The organism is Pedobacter westerhofensis, assembly GCF_900182595.1.
In the GTDB taxonomy this organism is placed as follows: Bacteria; Bacteroidota; Bacteroidia; order Sphingobacteriales; family Sphingobacteriaceae; genus Pedobacter; species Pedobacter westerhofensis.
This window is the reverse complement of the sequence record NZ_FXTN01000004.1, coordinates 60898-82255: the sequence shown is the minus strand read 5'-3', so window position 1 is coordinate 82255 and position 21358 is coordinate 60898. Positions and strand designations below refer to the sequence as shown.

Sequence of the window (21358 nt, the reverse complement as noted above, 5' to 3'; positions counted from 1 at the left end):
GCTAATGCTTTTCAGGCAGGGCAAAAGCGACATAGGCGTCCCCCGATTTGCCCCCAGATTTAGCTCCGCCGCAGGCAATCACGATGTATTGCCTGCCATGTAGTTCATAAATCGCCGGAGTAGACATCGCAGCTGCCGAAAGCTGGTATTTCCATAAGGTTTTACCAGTCATCTTATCAATGGCCCTGAAATATCCATCGGCCGAGGCCCCGATAAACAACAGCCCACCAGCGGTAACCACAGGCGCACCGAAATTCTCCCGTCCTGTGGCAGGGATTCCTTTTTTCTTCAGCTCCTCAAATTCGCCGAACGGCACTTGCCATACATATTTGCCTGTATTGAGGTCTATAGCACTGATCGTTCCCCAGGGCGGGCTGATCGCAGGATAGCCCTCTTTTGTTAAAAATTTATTATATCCGGTGAAGGTAAAGGATGGCTTTGATGATTTCGTGGTACTTGCAATTGGCGGTCCTTTATAGGGCTTAAGCTGTTCGGCTTTCAGCTCCAGAACCATTGCGGCCAGCGCATGTTTTTCATCCCTGGACAAGTGATTAAACCCGGGCATCATCCTTCTTCCGGTTGACAACAGCTCGGTAAACTGGGTCGGGCTGTATTTGCTGCCGACACCAACCAGCGAGGGATAATCTCCGCCCCCCAGACGCTCCGGTCCGTGGCAACCCATGCAATTCTTACTATAAAGCAGTGCGGCAGCCTGATGATTGGTCATCTCTTTCTGGTCTGAAGCGGTATCCTTGACCATATTCAGCACCCAGGCCATTTCATTGGCATTGATATACAGGATATTTGTTTCAGGGTCTACGGCCGGGCCTCCCCAGTTTGCCCCTCCGTCATATCCTGGCAAAATGATCGTTCCTTTTTCGGTTGGCGGTGTGTATATACCTTCTGAGCGGTAAGTATGGAACCTCCGTTTAATATCCTGATACGAAGAATCACTGCCCAGCCGATTGAGATCTTTTTCTGTCATGATCGTTCTGACAAAGGGCTTTGGCCATACAGGAAACGGTTGCGTAGGGCTCAGCTGCTCCCCTGCTACGGCACCATTGGTGGGCACCTTGCGTTCGACAATAGGGAAAAGCGGTTTGCCGGTGTTGCGTTCAAACACAAAGATTAAACCTGTTTTTGTGGTCTGTACCACAGCATTGACGTTTTTGCCCTCACGCGGAAGAGTAACCAGTACCGGCGGACTGGAAATATCCATGTCCCACACGTCGTGATGTATCGCCTGGAAATGCCATTTCAGTTTCCCTGTTTCAGCATCGATTGCCACCACAGAATTTCCGTACAGGCCTTTGCCTGCGCGGTCGCCCCCATAAAAATCATTTGTAGGACTCCCTACTCCGGCAAAGAGAAGTCCGGTTTTACTGTCGAGACTAAAACCCGACCAGGCATTGGTAGAGCCCATGCGCTGATAAGCAGTTGGATCATTCCAGCTTTCGAATCCTGGTTCTCCCGGATAGGGAACAGTATGAAAGATCCACTTCTGTACACCCGTTTTAACATCGAAAGCCCTGATATGCCCGGGCGTAGTCTCGCTCACCGCTCCGCTGGTGATCAATAAGTCCTTATAAATGAGCACAGGTGATGTGGGAGAAATTGACATGTCTTTTTCATCCCTTCCAAGCCCTTTCCGGAGATCAATGCCGCCATCTTTGCCAAATGTAGTGATCAGCTTTCCTGTTTCGGCATTTACCTCAAAAACGATGGGACCTACGGTGTAAATAATCCGCTCGTCATTACCTTCAGTCCAGTAAGATACTCCCCGGTTCATGTTAACGCTGTTCCTGTGCCAGGTTTTGTTGTTCAGCGAATCTGCAGGGTCAAAATGCCATTTTTCCTTCCCGGTGGCTGCATCTACAGCAAAAAGTTTCATCCGCGGAGATACGCCGTACAGGGTCTGGCCAATTACGATCGGGTTGCATTCCATGATGCCATAGCGGGAAGTATCGCTGTTTTCAGCATGATAGACCCAGGCTACCCTTAGTTGCCTTACATTGGAGGTATCGATCTGCTTCAGCGAAGAATACTTCATATTCTCAGTGCTGCCGCCGTAAATCTTCCAGCCCTGGTTTTGATTTCCGAAGAGATACACTGCAAACACTAAGATCACCGCCACCGCAGCCAGAATAAATCCGATTTTTGTTTTTGTAATTACCATCATTGAATAAACGTTATCCCGGCCCCGCTATTTCCTGCCTGTCTGCAATATCATAAATTTTACCTGCACAGAAAATAAAAATCCTGATATTGAGCTCCCCTGACCTTGTGAATCATCACAGGCTCCGTCTGAAAAAAAATAAGTTTAGCGATGAAAAGAAGAGATGTAATCAAAAGCCTGGCCATCCTGCCAGTGTCTGCTGCCATTCCCCAGTCAGTAAATGCGGCGATGTCCCCTCCTGTGCCAAAAAGAAAAAGTGTATATGAGGCTATTGGTGTTAAGCCCCTGATCAATGCACGGGGTACCGTAACTGTGATCGGTGCCAGCAAGGTATTGCCCGAAGTAAGAACAGCGATGGATGCAGCAATTGATGAATTTGTACAAATTGACGAACTGATGGACGGTGTGGGCAAAAGACTCGGAGAGCTGATGGGCACGGAGTCCGGCTGCGTAACCGCTGGCGCATCTGCTGCAATCACAGCGGCCACTGCAGGTTGTGTAACGGGCGGAGATCCGGATAAGATCTGGATGATCCCAAATCTCAAAGGCATGAAAGATGAAGTGGTGATCACCTCCTATTCCCGTTCTGCATATGATGCCGGATGCAAAGCTGTTGGGGTAAGAATGATTCAGGTATCTGACATCAACGAGCTGCAGGCTGCACTGGGGCCAAGAACGGCGATGGTTTACCTGCTTTCAGGAGCAGAATCCGAGGATGGCCCTTTATCTCTGAGGGCAATCGCATCGCTTACTAAACCGCTGGGTATCCCGATTCTCGTGGATGCTGCCGCCGAAGGCCCGGAAAACCCAAACCCGCATATTGTACAGGGCGCTGATCTGGTGGCCTATAGTGGAGGCAAATACTTGCGTGGGCCACAGTGTGCCGGACTGCTCATTGGCCGGCATGACCTGATTATGGCAGCAAGAATGAACACCGGACCGCACCATGGCTTTGGGCGTGGTTTTAAGGTAGGCCGCGAAGAAGTAATCGGTATGCTGACAGCAGCCGAGATGTGGTTCAAGCGTGACCATGCCAGTGAAAAGAAACTCTGGAATACCCGACTGGAGCGCATGGCCCGGCATCTTCAAACTATACCAGGCCTGAACATCCTGATCAAACAGCCTCAGGGCCGGTCAAACCCAAGTCCGGATATGATTGTATCTTGGGATCCGGCAAGGATATCTTATAGCGGGCAGGAAGTAGAGGACCTGCTCTGGAACGGTACTCCACGCATAGCAGTGGGTGCTGCAGGAAGTTACTTTCAGCCCAATCAGAAAAACAGCATACTCGTAAACTCCTCACAGCTGAGCGATGGAGAAGCAAACATAGTTGCTGCCTATATTGCCGCAATACTGTCAAAACCTGTTGGCACAGCAAAAGAAAATGCGCCGGCATCCGCCGATCTGAGCGGACAATGGGATGTGGAAACAAAGTTTTATGCCAGTACGGTATACCAGACTTTTATGTTTGAGCAATCCGGCAATACGCTACAAGGAACATACACCGGCAGCCTCGGACCCCGGGACCTGACAGGTTCGTTAAGCGGAGGAGAAATCATCATACGCAGTACGATTGGTCTTGATGGTGCGCGTGTGCATTCCTTCTTTACAGGAAAGATCAGCGGCGATACGATGGAAGGCGAACTGAGCGTTGGTGAATACGGCAAAGCAACCTGGAAAGCAAAACGGCATATATTTAAGATGAAATAGTTTTTTGATCAAAGTATTTTAACAGGAAAAAATGTTTAACTTAGTGTTAGTAATACACACATGCGCAGATATTTTAAAAAAGGGCAAACAATACCCTGCAATCCATGTTAAACGTATTTAAACTCATTTTTCATGAACATCATTCCTAACGAAAAGAAACTTACTTCATCTATTATTTTCATCAACCTGGCCTCCTTATTTACAGACTATTGCAAAGAGAACTGTGATCAGAATGTATTGTACTATAAGCGTGAAAACGATGTGATCACCATCAGTATGGATGCCGAAGCTATCATGGATATTGTGGTAACAGACAGTGATGTGCGGATTAACCAGCTCGCTGCTCATGAAGACCTGTACCAGTCGAGCCGGAAATTCATTCATAACCTCGTTAACTAATTTCTGCTCATACAGGCTCATTTAGCCTGACCCTGTTCCCGATTATCATTCAATTGAAATAAAAGGCAACAAAGTAAAAATTAAAACAGTTTAAATTTTAACTTTGTTGCCTGATCATTCAACATGGAACAAGGTGAATCTTTAATCGAGCATGGCCCTCGTCTGGCCATCATTACCATTACTGCAGTTTTCTGCGCATTGCTTGAAATCATTGATACCACGATTGTCAACGTGGCCTTGAATAATATGCGCGGCAGTTTAGGGGCAACCCTGAACGAAATCAGCTGGGTCATTACAGCCTACTCCCTGGCCAATGTCATCGTAATTCCTTTAACAAGCTGGCTGTCCCAGCAATTTGGCCGGCGGAATTACTTTGCCGCTTCCATCGTCATCTTTACTGTTTGTTCTTTTCTTTGCGGAAACGCAACGTCAATCACCGAGCTGATCATTTTCAGGTTTCTGCAGGGTATGGGCGGCGGTGCATTGCTCGTCACCTCACAAACCATCATTACAGAAAGCTGGCCACCCGAAAAAAGGGCAATGGCGCAGGCCATCTATGTACTTGGAATTATTGTTGGCCCCACGCTTGGCCCCCCGCTTGGTGGCTATATCGTCGATAATTATTCCTGGCCCTTTATATTTTACATTAATATTCCAGTAGGCATACTTGCTGCAATTTTAACTATACAGTTTGTGCGCAGCCCAAAATATGGCACAAAACGTTCTGCGAGTGAGGTCGACTGGCTTGGCATTATTCTGCTTACTGTGGGAATTTCGTCCCTGCAGTACGTTTTGGAAAAAGGCCAGGAAGACGACTGGTTTAACAGCAAGCTGATCATTACACTATGTGTAACCGCAGTTTTAGGTTTATACCTGTTCGTCTGGCGTCAGCTGGAAGCTAAATATCCTGTAGTAAACCTGAGAGTGCTTAAAAACGGGAACCTGCGGATGGGCGTCATGCTCTCCTTTGTGATGGGCTTTGGTACATTTGGCTCTACCTTTGTGATCCCGCAGTTCACGCAGTCTATCCTGGGCTGGAGTGCGCAGCAGGCTGGTATGCTTCAGCTCCCCAGCACCTTGTTTGTTGCGGTAATGATGCCGGTGGTAGCGATCCTGATCCAGAGGGGCGTGCAGCAAAAATATCTGATTGCCGCAGGGATGTTTATCTTTTATATCTTCTGTATGCTTTGTTACAAGATCATTGTTCCGGATACGAGTTCTGACGACTTCTTCTGGCCGCTGATGGTACGCGGATTAGGCCTTGGCCTGCTTTCAGTACCTGTGAGCACCATGTCCCTGTCGACACTGAAGGGACAGGAAATCGGACAGGGTGCTGCATTTACGAGTATGATGCGGCAGCTGGGCGGTTCTTTCGGTGTAGCGCTAATCTCTACGATGCTCACCCGGGAAACGAGTATCCACAGGACTTCTCTGGTGAGCCACATGAATGTGAATGATATGAATGTGCAGGACCGCGTGTCGCAGCTTGCTTCAGGAATGCAGCACCGGGGCTTTGACTTCAGCACTGCCAGAAATATGGCTTACGGGATGCTGGACGGTATTGTTACCAAACAGGCTACCCTGCTTTCCTATATGGATATCTTCATGTTCGTTGGCATTGTGTTTATCATCTTTGTCCCGCTGGTGATGTTTTTTGTAAAAAAATCGAATGCCAAGGTAAACCTGGCCGATGCGGCACATTAGATCTGCTCAAATAAATGACTACTTTTGTATGATGGATACCAAGGAAAAGGCGGAACTGGTTGCAGAATTTTGCCAGTTGATACTGGAACTCAGATACAGGCTGCGCAAGATGTTTCAGGTGAAACTGAAAGAGGCTGATATTGATATCAGTTTCGAGGTGCTGGAGATTATGAAGCTGCTGTTAAAGCGAGACGGGATGATACAACAGGAACTTGCTGATGTGCTCTTTAAGGATAAGTCCAATATGACCTATCTGATCGACAATATGGTGAAGGCCGGATGGGTGACCAGGAAAGAAGATGAGTCGAACCGACGGATCAAGCTGATATTCTTGACTGAGCAATCCCGCGAACTTAACCACCGCCTCGCCCCGCTTGCACAGGACTGTTTTCTGACACTGGCAAAAGATGTGCGCGAAAATCAGGTTAAGTCGGGCATTGAAATACTCAGCAGGATGAACAGTTCCCTGTTGGAAGTCATTGTTTAACAAGGAACCTCATCAGATCAGGGAAAAAATATTTCTGATGATTTCAGCACCATACTTACTGGAGATGTTCAGGATGAAATCCGGGAAATCAATAACAGAATGCTCGTTGGATTCATCTGAAATAATCCGGCTGACAACAAAAGGAATTCCATATTCATAACAAGCCTGGGCTACCGCAGCGCCCTCCATTTCTACACACAGCACTTCAGGCAGAGCCCCAAGCAACGCATCTTTATCATGCTGCTCAGAAAAGAACTTGTCGCCGCTCGCAATCGCTCCTTTGAATATCGCTGGGCTCCTCAGCGAAAAGCGGCTGATATGCTGCTGATCAATAATGTGATCAATCCCGCTATCTTTTAACAGCTCAGCAGCCTTATCTGCCAGTGCCACATGTTGTGCATCGCTTTCAAACCAGGTGACACCCAGCAGTGGGATTTCATGCCTGGGCATCAGTGGCCTTGCGTCCATATCATGCTGGATCAGCTTGTCGCCTATCACAATATCACCTATTTTCAGTTCCGGATGTATAGCTCCCGCCACTCCGATAAAGATCAGATCTGTTATTTTAAATTCGATGATGAGGCTCGACACCGTGATTGCAGCCGCTACCTTGCCCCAGCGTGAAAAAACAACAACTGCCTTGATGCCATTGATTGTGCCGGTATAATAAGACCTCATCCCATGCGCAACTTCCTTCACATTTTCCATGAGTTGAAGGATGCCATTGATTTCTTCGTGCATGGCCCCCATGATTCCAATCACTCTGTTATTCATCTTTAATTTCGCTATTCATTACGATTTTGTTCTTCTGCCACTGTCAGTAAGCGCAGACCCAATGTGATCGCAAGATAAGATGTTATTTGAACGGAACGCATCCCCAAAATCTTGATCTCAATAAAACATTGGTCAGCCGCCATTAAAACCTGGATCCATTTTTACTCAGGATGTCTTCATACTGCTCGGCATGCCTGTCAAACTGGACATGTACATAAGTGCACATCGGAACCACTTTTAAATCATGTGCGCGTACATAGCTTGTCATGGCTTCGAGCAGCTGCGCTGCATAGCCCTTGCCTTCCTGCTCAGGATCAACTTCTGTATGAAAGACAGTCATGTCCCCATCCCTGATCTCTACGATCATTTCGCCTATTTTTTTTCCTTCAAGGTAGAGGTTAAACGCTGAGGGTTCATTTTCCGGAGATTCAAATTTAATTTCTGTCATGATAGTAAGGGCTAAATGTAATAAGTAACGAATATAAGCGATATTGGTTTGATAAACATTACAAGTATCTTCGCAAATATTATCTTTGACGCCTACACCCATCAGAATAAATATGCTTAAAACAGAACAGCAGATCAAAGCACCATTAAAAAAAGTTTTAGGCGTAGTATTTGGGATATCCATCGTAGTAGGCAGCACCATTGGAGCCGGTATTTTTCGTGTTCCTGCAAGCATTGCAGCCTTATTGCCAGACAAACTGCTGATTCTTGCCTGCTGGCTGGTCACAGGTTTATATATTTTACTTTGTGCAAGCTCCTATGCAGAACTAACTACCATGCTGCCAAAAGCAGGTGGTTCTTTTAACTATGTAAAAAGAGCCTTTGGTAATTATGTAGGTTTTGCTGCGGGCTGGTTCGACTTTATACTCAACGTGGGTGCACCAGCATTTTTCTGCATTGTTCTGGGTGAATACACCATATTGCTTTTCCCGCAGTTTGCCGGGTTCAGCAAGCAGGTCGGGATTGGTTACCTGACAGTATTTACCCTGCTGAACCTGCCGGGGATAAAAATGAGCAGTGCCACCCAAAAAATCACAAGTATATTAAAGGTGCTGCTATTGCTGGCCCTGGTAGCCGGATGTTTTCTGGCAAAACCGCAGCAGCATGTGGCCACTTTAATACCAGCTGCCACCGTGTTCAACGGAACGCTGGTCATCGCATTCTTCAAGGCTATGCAACTGATCCTAAGCACCTACGATGGCTGGATGGCGGTTTCATTCTTTGCAGAGGAAGACGAAAATCCGGGTAAAAACATACCACGGTCTTACTTCATTGGTGCGGCAACAGTTATTGCACTTTATCTGCTGATCAACGGTGCAATCATGTATGTGCTGCCCCTTGATGATATAGCGCATTCGCCGCTGGCCGCTTCAGCAGCTGCTGCCGTAGCCTTTGGCAGCTGGAGTTCTTTCGTGATTGAAGTTATTGCGGTATTTGTGGTGATCAGCATCCTCAATGCCTATATGCTGATTCCCTCGCGTATACTTCTGGGCTTAAGCCGGGAAGGTTATTTTATTCCCGAGGCCGCGCGTCTAAACAAAGGAGGAACACCCTATATTGCGCTCCTGATCTGTTATGTGATCACTATCATATTTATTACCTATAACACTTTTGAACAGGTTTTCGCACTGGCTGCGGTGATGCTGACCGTTGTTACCTCCTGTTCCTTTGCATCCCTGCTGATGCTGCGCAAAAAAGAGCCTGATCTGCCCCGCCCCTACAAAGTCTGGGGCTATCCATACATGACGATTCTCGCACTGACCGTAACCCTGGTGCTATTTGTTGGATTTGCCATCAGTGATACCAGGAGCTTCCTCATCGTTGCGGCGCTGTTTCTTCTATCTTACCCGTTCTACCGGCTGTTAAACAGCAAAAAACAGCACGCAGAATAGTGTCTCCATTTGGGGCTTTTATAGCGAATGAACTCTTTAAAACTTAAATCGCTCTTTGCTGTTGCTTTCAGATCAGATACGAACAAGATTTAAGATAGTTTATGGCGAGGAAGGCAACAGACAGCAAAAATGGATTCAGTGGCTACGTTCAGGTAAAAGGAGCGAGAGAAAATAACCTCAAAAATGTTGACCTTCAGATTCCACGCGATGCACTGGTGGTATTCACTGGTGTATCAGGCTCAGGAAAATCATCCCTGGCCTTTGGAACGCTGTATGCAGAAGCGCAGCGGCGTTACCTGGAATCAGTTTCCCCATATGCCCGCCGTTTGTTTAACCAGATGTCGGTACCCGAAGTAGACGAGATTGAGGGCCTGCCGCCAGCTATTGCCCTGCAGCAGCAGCGCGGTGCCTCAAGTACCAGATCATCGGTAGGCAGTGTGACCACCTTATCTAACCTGCTCAGGATGTTGTACTCCAGGGCCGGAGATTATCCCCAGGGACAGGACATCCTGTATGCAGAATCTTTCTCAGCAAACACACCCGAAGGCGCCTGCCCTGAATGCCATGGGCTGGGCCGTGTTTATGAAGTCACCGAGAAATCGATGGTTCCTGATGATTCCCTTACGATCCGGGAACGGGCGGTTGCGGCATGGCCTACAGCCTGGCAGGGCCAGAATCTGAGGGACATCCTGATTACCATGGGCTATAACGTGGATGTCCCCTGGAAGAATATTCCAAAAAAGGAACGCGACTGGATTTTATTTACAGAAGAACAGCCTGTGGTACCTGTGTACCCGCGTTTTACAGTTGAACAGGTACAAAAAGCAATCAAAAATAAAATGCAGCCGGATTATATGGGCACATTTACCGGCGCAAGAAAATATGTGATGCAAACTTTTGCGAACAGCCAGAGCCAGCTGATGAAAAAACGGGTCAGCCAGTATATGCTCAGCAGCGAATGCCCGGTCTGTCATGGTAAACGGCTGAGAAAAGAATCGTTGTCCATAAGGTTTAACCAAATGGACATCACAGAATTGTCGAGACTACCATTGAGCGGCCTGCATGATATTTTCAGCTCATATGCAAAAGGGAACAAGAAACTACACAAAAACACTGCCGGCGGACATCCCGAAAAGGTGATTGTAGCCAGGCGCATCGCCGAGGATATGGCCTCCAGGCTGGAAGTTATGCTTGATCTCGGCCTTGGTTACCTTAGCCTGGAGCGGAGCACACCTACCCTTTCGCCCGGGGAATTACAGCGGTTGAGGCTGGCTACGCAGATCCGCTCCAACCTGTTTGGCGTGGTTTACGTGCTTGATGAGCCTTCGGCAGGCTTACATCCCGCGGACACGCAGGCATTGCTGAGGGCGCTTGACAAGCTGAAAGCTTCGGGTAATTCTATCTTTGTGGTAGAACACGAGATTGATGTGATCCGTCATGCCGACTGGATCGTAGATGTTGGTCCAGGTGCCGGGGTTCATGGGGGACAGATTTTATACAGCGGCGTTCCGGAGGGATTGCAGCATGTCGCTGATTCAAAAACCAAGGATTATATCTACAGCATCAACCACCATACTGAAGCTGTACCAAGGACGCCGGCAGGCTGGCTGAAACTGGAAAACTTATCAAAGAATAATTTAAATGGCCTGGATATCAATTTCCCGCTGGGCGTATTTACCAGCGTAACCGGTATCTCTGGCTCAGGAAAAAGCACGCTGGTCAGCCAGATACTGGTAGAACTGATCAGCCAGCATCTGGGTCAGAAATTTGCAGTCAGGGAAGATCAGGATGCTGATGGACTGGATGTAACAATACTGGATCTGGAAAAAGACAGTACAAAAACTGTCTCAGGCGCAATTACATCAGGTGCAGAAGGTATTAAAAGGCTGGTCCAGGTAGACCAGAAGCCCATTGGCCGTACTCCAAGATCAAATCTTGCTACCTATACAGGGCTTTTCGATCCCATACGCAAATTGTTTGCGGCTACGCCGGATGCGCGGAAGAAAAAGTTCGACGCCGGCCGGTTTTCATTTAACGTGGCCAAGGGCCGCTGCCCGCATTGCCAGGGCGAAGGATTTGTGATGGTAGAGTTATTATTCCTCCCCAGTGTATATACCCCCTGTCCCACTTGTATGGGCACACGCTACAATGCCAAAACCCTGGAGGTAACTTATCAGGATAAAAATATAGCGGAGGTGCTCGATATGACAGTTGATGCCGCCTGGGAATTCTTTAAAGCGGATCCGGCTATCCACCGGGGTCTTGACATAGTTCGTCAGGTAGGTTTAGGCTATCTCAAACTCGGACAGCCGGCAACAGAACTCTCAGGAGGCGAGGCCCAGCGGATTAAACTGGCGACAGAGCTGCAGCGCAGCCAGCATGGGAGCACCCTGTATATCCTCGATGAGCCCACTACCGGTCTGCACCCTGCGGATGTTGAAAAACTGATGGCGCAACTTGACCGTCTTGTAGAACAAGGAAATACGATTATCGTGGTCGAGCACGATATGCATGTAATTTCAAAAAGTGACTGGATTATAGAGATTGGCCCCGAAGCAGGCGAAAAAGGAGGAAAAGTAGTTACAGCAGGTATTCCTGCCGATTTTGCAAAAGCGAAAAACAGCCATACTGCGCCTTACCTATCGAAATATTTGGAAAAATAAGGCAGGGCTGAAACTGTAAAGATCGATCATATTTGTACCCTGTTGAGTCATCATATATTTTGACTATTTTTTTATCATTTATACCATTTTGATTTATCATTATTATAATAAAATGATAACACCGCCTCCGCATCTGCGGTCATCCGATAATTAATTGTCACAATACAATATAAACTTTTGCATATATGGTTCGTTTTGATTAACTTAATGTTACAAAAACCAACCAAATGAGAACCATAACGCCAGAAAACAATGGAACGGGAAAACCTCCGGGAATGACCGTTCCGGTTACATACAAACTCAAGAAATCACCCTTTGTAAGCTTATTGGATAACGGCTTCAGTATGGGCTATGTCAATATTGATCTGGCAGCAGACCAGGATGCCGACCCAAACAGTTTCTCAACAAAGCCCGGAAAATCTTACTCCTGCCTGCTGCAAGACCAGGGCCTGCAGGTTACGCTGTATGCTGAAGGGAAGGCAGGAGATTTCTGGACGCTGGAGCTGGAAATTGACGGAAAAGCTGCTCCTCTAAACCCTATCAGGGTGGAAACTGATGCTCAGGGCCATTTGGATTTTAACCAGTTGATCAGAGCGCTATGAAAACACTTTTTCTTACCCTGCTTACTGTACTGACAATGCATTACATCACGAAGGCACAGCTGGTGGCCGAAGATGCCAGCGGAGAATCGTCGATCCTGCTGAATGCATCCAGTATATCTTTCAATCTTTCAGAAGCGGCCCTTTCTGCAAACTGGAACAACTTCAGAAAACTGGCGGTAGAAAAGCCACATCAAATGCTCTGGGGAATCGCTGCCCGCGGCAGCAACAGTGAAGGCCTGTCTGAACTGTTTAATGGCGGACAGTTTACCCCTCAGTCAAGGATCGGTGCTTTTATCGCGCTGCGCAGAAACTACCAGAACTCAACCTTCGAACTGTTAAAACGGATACGTGATATCCAGGCATCAGAAGATTTTCCTAATGAAGCGGCGATCAATACAGTAAGACAGTTGAATGATCAGATCAAAAGCATGCGGTCACAGCAGCCTTCAAAGGCCCTTACCAGTTATATCAGTGCAGGATTGAACACGGATAATTTCAGGCGATATACTGAGGAGAACAGCGGTTCCCTGGGTGGCAGGTTCAGTAAGGTGAGTTTCAGGGGGGCATTTGTATCTGCCGGGCTGAATTATGAATATGGCCGAAGGTGGACATTTGGTTTATCCGCAGGTTATGAACGCTATAATAACCTGGATTCGCTGAGCGCCAGAGATTATAAACTCAGCAATACCACAGTTATTGGAAACTCACAGCTGTCTACCGAAACCACTTACCATGCTTATGCTGGTGAATACATTGCCTACAACAGAATTAATTTTAAGACCGATGCGCTTTATTTTGCAAAAGTAAGCGATGACTATCGTCTGGTATGGAATACCCTTTTTACAAGAGTATACCTTCCGCTCAGTGAAAACAGGATTAATCGCTTAGTACAGGCAGGCACAGCGGTTAATTTTTATAAGAGCGAAGGAAAATTTGCAGGCGGGCTGTATGCGCAGTCGGATGACCTGTTTAACAACCTGCACAGTTCTGATCGCTTTCATGAAAGAATATCTTTTGGTTTCGTAGCAAAATATGCTTTCAGCAGCATTATGAGCAGGGATTTCCCGAAATAAAAGAACATTATAAAATTAAACCCGATTACCGGCAAATGACAGCGAAAACATTTTAGGCGCATTTCTCAAATCTTAGCATCATGAACAAGCAACGTAAGTTCCCTGAAAATTACATCCTGCTACCTGTATCAAAAACCCGTGTAAACCCACAAGACACCCCTAAAGTAGCAAAATTTTTCACCCAGCTTCAGTCGTCCTCTGAAGCCCCTACAGCGCTCAGCCTTAACGTAAGGAAAAGACCAGCACAGCCCAGCGATGAAATCACCGTAACCGTGCTGGATTCCATTGATACTGAAGGAGCTAAACTCATCAGCATCAGCAACGAAGAGCTTGCCAGCTTCAGGTTTTCCTATCCCGGCATACGGATCATCCCTGAAAAATTCTATAACCCGGCTATCGCTTCGCGTGAGATCATCAAAATCCACCTGACAGAGCCGCAGGCGCTCAGCACAGTTACACTCAGGATCCTTGATCAGCAGCAGCAGGGAATTCCGGATGTGACCGCAGTGTTTTTTAGTGATTATTCTGCAAGCAGGGGCGCATCCGGCGTAACTGATGCAAGTGGTACGGTGGTCCTTAAACTGAGCAGCAATGTAGCCGAGCGGATATATCTTTACCCGGGACATAGTTATTGGGGACAATTTAAAACGGATGTAGCGCTCAGCAGCGAGATGAGTTTTACCCTTGAGCCCATTGCAGCCGGCTATCAGGATGCCCTGAGATTTTTTTACCAGACATCAGCCTGGCAGCCACTGCCCCGCAAGATCAAAATAGGGATAATAGATACCGGTATCGGGCCGCATAAAGACCTCAGCGTCCTGGGCGGAAAAAACCTGGTGAGAGGTGAAAATGAAAACGACTATACTGATGATGAGGGGCATGGAACCCATGTTGCCGGGATCATTGCAGCCGCGGGGGAACTAAAAGGCGTAGCCGAAGGTGCCGATATCATGAGTTACCGGGTTTTTGCAAAAGGACAGGGTGCCTCCAATTTCGATATTATCAAAGCTATTGATCAGGCGATTAAAGATAACTGCGATCTAATCAATATGAGTTTGGGAGAAGCACAGGATGACGAAGCGATCAGTAGCTATATCAAAGAAGCGTACAATGCCGGCATCCTTTGTTTTGCCGCCAGCGGTAATGATAACAGGGGGCCTGTGAGTTTTCCGGCAGCCTACAGCCTCGCACTTGCCGTATCTGCTATGGGCAGAAAGGGGACTTTTCCTGAAAACAGCGTACAAGCGGGTTCTGTTCAGGAACCCTATGGTACAGACCCGGCCAATTTTATTGCGGATTTTTCTAACCAGGGAATAGAAACAGACCTCACGGCCCCGGGTGTCGGGATTATCTCTACTTACCCTGGTGACCACTACGCTGTAATGGACGGAACAAGTATGTCCTGCCCTGCCGCAACAGGCATGGCCGCAAGGATACTTTCTGGAAGTGAAGAAATACTCAATTTACCCAGAAATCAGATCCGGGCGGATGAGATGGTTAAATATCTTGCGATTTATACAAAACTTTTAGGATTTGGTGCTAACTTTGAAGGAAAGGGAATGTTATACACCAATGACGAACTTCATTCTGAAACATAAGGAAAGTACTGAGCCAGACATCAAAAAAATGACTGCCGTGTTAGATGCGCATGGGGTAAGGGTGCTGGATGGCAGTCTCTTACCGCGAACCGCTTTATTGGAGCTGGATGAATCTTCCCTTGCAGGCGTCCGGACAGACCTGGGTACAGAATGGACTATCTATCCGGAGAAGAGTTACAGTGTTCCGGGAACCCAAAAGAAAATAAAAAAATAAAGGTTTTAAGCCATGGGAACTGCCCGCATCACAATAACGTGGCGGGCAGGTTCCCGGGCATCTTCAACGAGATATCGATAATTGCGTATGCTTTAGTTTCTTACGGTTGGATACTTAATACCCAGCTGCTCAAGGTATGTATTGTACTTTGCAGGATTGTAATAGTATTTCTTCATCGCAGGCCTGAACTCTTCCATGATCTTCCTGTTCAGCTCAATGGCAGGTTTATCAGTTTTGGAAACAAGGGGGATGTATTTTGTTTCTTTTGTCTGCACATCTGTAAAGTAGGTTTTGGCATTCTTCAGCAATTCCGGATTGGTAAAAAGTTCAAGCAATGTCATCGCCTCAGCTTTTGCACCTGCGGTTACGCCCTTATGCGCAATCGGCGTGGCCATCGAGATGGCATTTGCCCAGTTGTGCCCTGGCAGTCCGGGAATATTTGAGGGATACCGCAGTACAATTGTAGGTACCGTCCATGAGATATCAGCGATATCGTCAGAACCTCCGCCGCCTGAGGAGAGAGAGGCAGAAGGTTTTGCCAGAACACTTAAAGTAGTTGGCAGCCCTTCTTCGGGCGACTTCAGTTCTTTTTGAATACCGTGGGCCAGTGCCTGATCTTCGGCCGACCAGCCGGGCAGTCCCACAGACTTGATATTCTGGTAGATGGCTTCGGCCATAGGCTGGTTAAAATGGCCTGGCCAGGCACTGCCCAGTACTGTATAAGTCATTTTGGTATCCGTCATTTTAGCAGCTGCTTCGGCAATTTTAATCCCGTCCTTATACATCTGCATGATCTTTGGATATGACCTTTCACGGAAATAATACCAGACAGAAGATTTTGAAGGCACCACATTCGGCTGATCTCCCCCATCGGTGATCACATAATGTGAACGCTGTGTAGTTTCCATATGCTCACGGTGATAGTTCCAGCCCAGATCCATCAGTTCTACCGCATCCAGGGCACTCTTACCCTTCCAGGGCGCGCCTGCAGAATGTGCTGATTCTCCCTCAAAGTCAAATCTCACCGAGATCATTCCGTTACCGCCACTGTCACCATAACTCGTTGCAAGGTTATTTGCCACGTGGGTAAAAATACAGGCATCAACATCTTTGAAATAACCGTCACGAACGTAGTAAGCTTTTGTGCCCAGCTGTTCTTCGGCAACACCGGGCCAGAGCATTATCGTTCCGGGAATCTTTTCTCTTTCCATGATTTTTTTCAGGGCAAGAACTGCCGTGATGTTTAAAGGCTCTCCACTGTTATGGCCTTCGCCGTGTCCGGGAGCACCGGCGATAATCGGGTCATGATAGCCAACTCCCGGTTTCTGGGATGCTTTGGGTATACAGTCAATATCGCTGCCAATGGCGATAAGAGGTTTTCCCGAACCCCATTTTGCTGTCCAGGCGGTAGGAATACCTGCGATGCCCTGCTCTATGGTAAAGCCATTTTTCTTTAAAATATCAGTCAGGTATTTTGAGGTTTCAAACTCCTGGAAGCCCAGTTCGCCAAAACTAAAAACCATATCCACCATCACCTGGGTGTTTTTCTGCTGTTTATCAATTTCTTTGCCCAGCTCGGTTTTTAGCGCCTCCAGTTTTGCCGGTGCAAGCTGTGCATTTGCGGTCAGCGGGTTCATCGCACAAAAAGCAGCGACTGCCATTGTACTGCAGGAAATCAATGCTTGTTTTAAATAAGATCTTTCTTTCGTTTCCATTTTATATGGGTGTAGGATAATATCAGTAAGGATGATTATTTAGTACCGTCTGTACGTACCGTTGGATATTTGATTCCCAGTTGTTCGAGATATGAATCGTATTTCTTAGGATTGTAATACATTTTCTGCATCTCCGGACGGAATTCGGCCATGATCTTTTTATTGAGTCCGATCGCCGGTTTATCAGTTTTTGAGATCATCGGTGTGTATTTGATATCCTTGGTTTGCACGTCATTGAAATACGTCCATGCTTCCTTGATAATCTCCGGTTTTACCAGCATATCAAGCACTGTCAAGGCTTCTGCTTTCGCGCCTGCAGTTGCTCCCTTGTGGGCGATCGGTGTAGCCATCGTAATGCCACTTGCCCAGTCGTGCCCTTTCAGGCCAGACACATTGGAGGGGTAACCCAATACGATTGTAGGCACATTCCAGGAGATATCGCCGATATCATCAGAGCCTCCGCCGTTCCATGCGGCACCGGGAACCGGCCTGCGCAATGTATCTACTTTGGTAGGCAGTCCCTTCACCATTTCCGGTGCATTGGGGTTCAGCTCTTTTTGTGTAGCTAAAGCCAGTTGTTTATCTGCTTCCGACCAAGCGGGTAAGCCTACCTGTTTGATATTGCTATACATCGCTTCGGCTATCGATTTATTCATATAACCCGGCCAGGCACTACCCAGTACTTCGTAGGTCATTTTGGTATCGGTCATCGAAGCCGCAGCTTCTGCCATCTTGATCCCATCCTTGTACATCTGCATCACTTTTGGGTAATCCTGTTCGCGGAAGTAGTACCATACAGAAGCTTTTGAAGGTACAACATTGGGCTGGTCTCCCCCATCGGTGATCACATAGTGTGAACGCTGGCTTGGCAGCATATGTTCACGGTGCAGGTTCCAGGCAGCATCCATCAGCTCAACGGCATCCAGGGCACTCCGGCCTTTCCAGGGTGCGCCGGCAGAATGGGCAGCCTCTCCTTCAAAATTAAATTTTACGGAGATCATTCCACTGGTACCAATAGGGCCATAACCAGTGCTCAGGTTGTTACCTACGTGCGTGAAGATACAGGCATCAACATCTTTGAAATAGCCATCTCTGACGTAATATGCCTTGGTAGCCAGTTGCTCTTCGGCAACGCCCGGCCATAAGACCAGTGTTCCCTGGATCTTTTCCTTTTCCATGATCTTCTTTAATGCCAGCATCGCAGTGATGTTTAGCGGCATACCAGAGTTATGGCCTTCGCCATGCCCGGGGGCACCGTCAATCAGCGGGTCATGATAGGCCACACCCGGTTTCTGGGAAGCTTTTGGAATACAATCAATGTCGCTGCCAATGGCGATTACCGGTTTTCCCGAGCCCCATTTGGCCATCCAGGCCGTAGGGATACCAGAGATACCATGTTCTACGGCAAATCCATTTTTTTGTAAGATATCAGTAAGGTATTTTGAGGTTTCAAATTCCTGAAAGCCCAGTTCGCCAAAGCTATACACCATATCTACCATGACCTGGGTCTGCTTCTGCTGCTTGTCTATTTCTTTCATCAGCTCTGTTTTCAGAGCTTCAACTTTAGCTGCATCCATTGTCTGGGCAGCTGCCTCTCCGGGAGCTAATAGCCCAAATCCTAAAACACAGGATGCGCCAAAACAAAGTACCTTCTTAAACGAGGATTGTATTTTTCTGTTCATATGTATCATTTTAGCGGTAATAAAACCTGCAGCATACTGCCTTGAAAAGCATTATGCCACAGGTCTCCTTTATAAAAGCATCTTATAGATTATCGAAGGTGGCACTGAAGCCAGAATTGTTGACCTCTCCGCCATGGAGGAAATCCATACCAGGCATTCCGATTGGCGCTCCCGGCGGCATATCAGTTGACGCAGGCGGCTGGAATTTGTTGGGATCGGATTTAAATGCTTCGAACTGCGACAAAGCAAAAAGAATATTGGCTTTTTGTTTTGCAGGTGCTGCGGACAATTTAGAACTGAGCATTTGTTTGAGGTTTTCGATTTCATACAGTGCCTGCCCCCGCACCACTTCTGAAGTACGGCTGTTTGCGGCCAGCATCAGCAGGTATTTAACGACCTGATTGTTGACTACTGTCTGCAGCTCGCCTTTATAACCATCCGCTACCGGTGCATTCCAGGTTTGATCGATCAGTTTATCAGCGATATCAATAAAGCCCGGATATTTGCTGTCCCTGGCATTGTACTCAATCAGGCGGCTTGCCCTTTCGTCATCCAGCATATAGGCCATAGTTGTACTGGCAGCAGATTCTGCCGCCGCAATCGGGTCGAACGTTGGCCCTGTATACCTATTAAATGTTTCTACACCGGCAGGATATCCTGAGGGACGAGGCGGGATCATTTTGATCAGTTTTTCCGGCAATGCCAGAGCTTCGGGCGTCACCGTGCTCATGAGCGATTCAAATGCGCGCCATTGCTCCTTAGGCTCTACCATACGTGTGATCACCTGTCCGTCGTTTTTGATTGCATGCGTAAAATACAGTCCGCCAATTGATTTCGCTACCGCTTCGATCTGGTAACGGTGCAGCAGATATGCAGGAACCAGTACTTCTTCAATGGTAGCCATCGGTTCGCCATCGATAATTGATTTCTCAGAGAAATTATCCAGTACCTTACGGCGTACGGTCATGATGTTGGTCATCTGATCGATCGGATCGGCACCATCATCCCACTGGTGGGAAGTAGGGTGTGCATTTCCACCGATATCAGGGATAAAGATAAATCCCTGGTCGAGCGTTTCGTGCATGATCTTTTCCAGGGCAGCATTTTCATCTGTTCCCTTTTTAAATTCTGTATAGCCCCACATTACGGCCCGCTTATCCCAGCTGCCAATACCTTTCGCATAGGCATCAGAAAGATCTACGGTACCATCTTTCTTTAGTGAGAACTTTGGATAGGGATAATCCATTACCGACGCGCGGTCTTTAGGGCTTGCTGCAAAATTGTGGTTGAAGCCTAAAGTATGGCCAATTTCGTGTGCAGAAAGCTGCCTGATCCTGGAGAGCGCAATCTCCTGCATCTCTTTGGGAACAGGTTTTCCCGCGGAATAGGGCTGCAGCAGTCCTTCTGCCATCAGGTAATCCTGACGGTGGCGGTCTGAGCCCAGGGTAACTACTCCCTTGATGATCTCGCCTGTCCTTGGGTCAAGGAAAGAAGCACCCGAAGAAAATGCACGAGCCGGATTGCCCGAGCGGTTAATCCAGTTGACCATATTGTAACGGATGTCCATTGGGTCTGCCCCCGCCGGAAGTTCCATGATCTGGAAGGCATTTTTGAAGCCTGCGGCTTCAAAGGCCTGGTTCCACCAGGCACCCCCTTCGATCAGTGCTTTCTTGATCAGCTCCGGAGCACCGCGGTCTACATAATAAACAATCGGTTTAACCGCTTCGCTCATGGCGGCATTCGGATCTTTTTTCTGCAAACGGTGACGGCGGATAAATCTTTTCATGATCGGCTCTGTCATCGGTGCAGAAAAGTCCATATAGGCAAACTGGCCAAATGCAGAACGTGCGTCAAACTTGCGCGGCGCATAGTTACTGTCAGGCAGCTCAATGAACGACTGGTGCATATTGATCGTGATGGCTGTCGGGTCTGGTGCGATGTCATTGCCGCGTTCATATCCGCCTGAGTTTGGATTTCCGCCGGTAAACGTGAGCATCGATTCAAATTCAGAGTTTTTAGGAAAGTTTTTTGTGTTTTCCATATACACTACGGAACGTGTTTCATCCAGTCTGTAGCTCGCGCCCGCTCCTGCGGCGGATGGCCGAACCGTTACCGGGCCGCTTACCCTTGATACGCCAAGCCTCGAGGTGATGCCCTGGCTGTCGCGGATGATAAAAGGTGTCATATCGATCAGGTACTTGCCTCCGCCGGCGGATACCGGAACAAATGCAAAGATGACCGACTTGGCGAAGTTGTTCTCTACCGCTTTGATCTCATCTGCATTGGTAGTGATGGCACGGTAGTTATATACCGGCTCTACCAGCATGATTTTTGGGCCTGATTTTACAAACTTGGCAATGGCGGAAGAGGCCTGGCCCCTTTCGGGGCCGCCGTTTCCTACGCCATTGGAGAGCGATCTGAAGTACAGGAACTCTTTATCCAGTTTATCTACCTCCAGATAGATCTTACCGCTTTTTTCATCATAATAAAAATCAAAGTAGCCCTCAAACTTTTTCAGGTTCTGCATGGAGGGCGCCTGAGGTTTTGCATCGGCCTGTTTACCTGCGCCCATACCTGCGGGAGCCTGAGTCTGTGCATAGCTCATCTTGCCTGCTGCAATTAAGCCTAATGCGATGGTACAATATAATTTCATCAGTAATTGG

16 protein-coding genes are annotated in these 21358 nt (G+C 47.7%); 10 read left to right on the top strand and 6 right to left on the bottom strand.

The window, feature by feature from the left end; all coding sequences use genetic code 11:
• Window position 1 precedes the first annotated feature (1 nt).
• Window positions 2-2179, bottom strand: coding sequence for an outer membrane protein assembly factor BamB family protein (locus tag FN831_RS08370; RefSeq protein WP_142527775.1), 2178 nt, complete (start codon window positions 2177-2179; stop codon window positions 2-4).
• 147 nt (window positions 2180-2326) lie between these two features.
• Here FN831_RS08370 and FN831_RS08365 point away from each other — a divergent pair, with 147 nt between their 5' ends.
• The 4 genes from FN831_RS08365 (at window position 2327) to FN831_RS08350 (ending at window position 6476) form a co-directional block, all read left to right on the top strand.
• A complete protein-coding gene (locus FN831_RS08365; RefSeq protein ID WP_142527774.1) occupies window positions 2327-3886 on the top strand; it encodes an aminotransferase class V-fold PLP-dependent enzyme in 1560 nt (519 codons plus the stop codon).
• 132 nt (window positions 3887-4018) lie between these two features.
• Window positions 4019-4285: a hypothetical protein gene (locus tag FN831_RS08360; RefSeq protein WP_142527773.1), complete on the top strand. Its 267-nt coding sequence runs from the start codon at window positions 4019-4021 to the stop codon at window positions 4283-4285.
• A gap of 123 nt (window positions 4286-4408) precedes the next feature.
• Window positions 4409-5989 carry a DHA2 family efflux MFS transporter permease subunit gene (locus FN831_RS08355; RefSeq protein WP_142527772.1) on the top strand — a complete coding sequence of 527 codons (1581 nt, stop codon included), beginning with the start codon at window positions 4409-4411 and terminating at the stop codon, window positions 5987-5989.
• 28 nt (window positions 5990-6017) lie between these two features.
• A complete protein-coding gene (locus FN831_RS08350) occupies window positions 6018-6476 on the top strand; it encodes a MarR family winged helix-turn-helix transcriptional regulator (protein ID WP_185960424.1) in 459 nt (152 codons plus the stop codon).
• 12 nt (window positions 6477-6488) lie between these two features.
• On the opposite strand, the gene FN831_RS08345 is transcribed toward FN831_RS08350, so the two are convergent.
• Both FN831_RS08345 and FN831_RS08340 read right to left on the bottom strand, forming a co-directional pair.
• Window positions 6489-7250 carry a 5'-methylthioadenosine/adenosylhomocysteine nucleosidase gene (locus FN831_RS08345; protein WP_142527770.1) on the bottom strand — a complete coding sequence of 254 codons (762 nt, stop codon included), beginning with the start codon at window positions 7248-7250 and terminating at the stop codon, window positions 6489-6491.
• A gap of 142 nt (window positions 7251-7392) precedes the next feature.
• Entirely contained in the window at window positions 7393-7698 is a 306-nt protein-coding gene (locus tag FN831_RS08340) for a GNAT family N-acetyltransferase (RefSeq protein WP_142527769.1), read from the bottom strand.
• Between the two features lie 112 nt (window positions 7699-7810).
• Between FN831_RS08340 and FN831_RS08335 the strand changes: the two genes are divergently transcribed.
• The 6 genes from FN831_RS08335 (at window position 7811) to FN831_RS08310 (ending at window position 15298) form a co-directional block, all read left to right on the top strand.
• Entirely contained in the window at window positions 7811-9148 is a 1338-nt protein-coding gene (locus FN831_RS08335) for an APC family permease (RefSeq protein WP_142527768.1), read from the top strand.
• A 101-nt stretch (window positions 9149-9249) separates the two neighbouring features.
• On the top strand, window positions 9250-11811 hold the full coding sequence (uvrA, locus tag FN831_RS08330; RefSeq protein WP_142527767.1) for an excinuclease ABC subunit UvrA: 2562 nt from the start codon (window positions 9250-9252) through the stop codon (window positions 11809-11811).
• A 227-nt stretch (window positions 11812-12038) separates the two neighbouring features.
• Complete coding sequence (locus FN831_RS08325) at window positions 12039-12413, top strand: hypothetical protein (protein WP_142527766.1); 375 nt, start codon at window positions 12039-12041, stop codon at window positions 12411-12413.
• On the top strand, window positions 12410-13486 hold the full coding sequence (locus FN831_RS08320) for a hypothetical protein (protein ID WP_142527765.1): 1077 nt from the start codon (window positions 12410-12412) through the stop codon (window positions 13484-13486). The genes FN831_RS08325 and FN831_RS08320 overlap by 4 nt, the downstream gene beginning before the upstream one ends.
• A gap of 80 nt (window positions 13487-13566) precedes the next feature.
• The gene (locus FN831_RS08315) at window positions 13567-15084 is read left to right on the top strand and encodes a S8 family serine peptidase (protein ID WP_142527764.1); all 1518 of its coding nucleotides are present in this window, start codon (window positions 13567-13569) and stop codon (window positions 15082-15084) included.
• Entirely contained in the window at window positions 15059-15298 is a 240-nt protein-coding gene (locus FN831_RS08310) for a hypothetical protein (RefSeq protein ID WP_142527763.1), read from the top strand. The genes FN831_RS08315 and FN831_RS08310 overlap by 26 nt, the downstream gene beginning before the upstream one ends.
• Before the next feature lie 92 nt (window positions 15299-15390).
• Here the strand turns inward: FN831_RS08310 and FN831_RS08305 are convergent, their stop codons facing one another.
• From FN831_RS08305 to FN831_RS08295, 3 genes are all read right to left on the bottom strand, one after another.
• Window positions 15391-17013 (bottom strand): peptidase dimerization domain-containing protein, encoded by a 1623-nt coding sequence (locus FN831_RS08305; RefSeq protein WP_142527762.1) that lies wholly within the window; start codon window positions 17011-17013, stop codon window positions 15391-15393.
• Window positions 17014-17048: 35 nt separating this feature from the next.
• The gene (locus FN831_RS08300; RefSeq protein WP_142527761.1) at window positions 17049-18695 is read right to left on the bottom strand and encodes an amidohydrolase; all 1647 of its coding nucleotides are present in this window, start codon (window positions 18693-18695) and stop codon (window positions 17049-17051) included.
• An 82-nt stretch (window positions 18696-18777) separates the two neighbouring features.
• Window positions 18778-21348: a zinc-dependent metalloprotease gene (locus FN831_RS08295; protein ID WP_142527760.1), complete on the bottom strand. Its 2571-nt coding sequence runs from the start codon at window positions 21346-21348 to the stop codon at window positions 18778-18780.
• Window positions 21349-21358 lie beyond the last annotated feature (10 nt).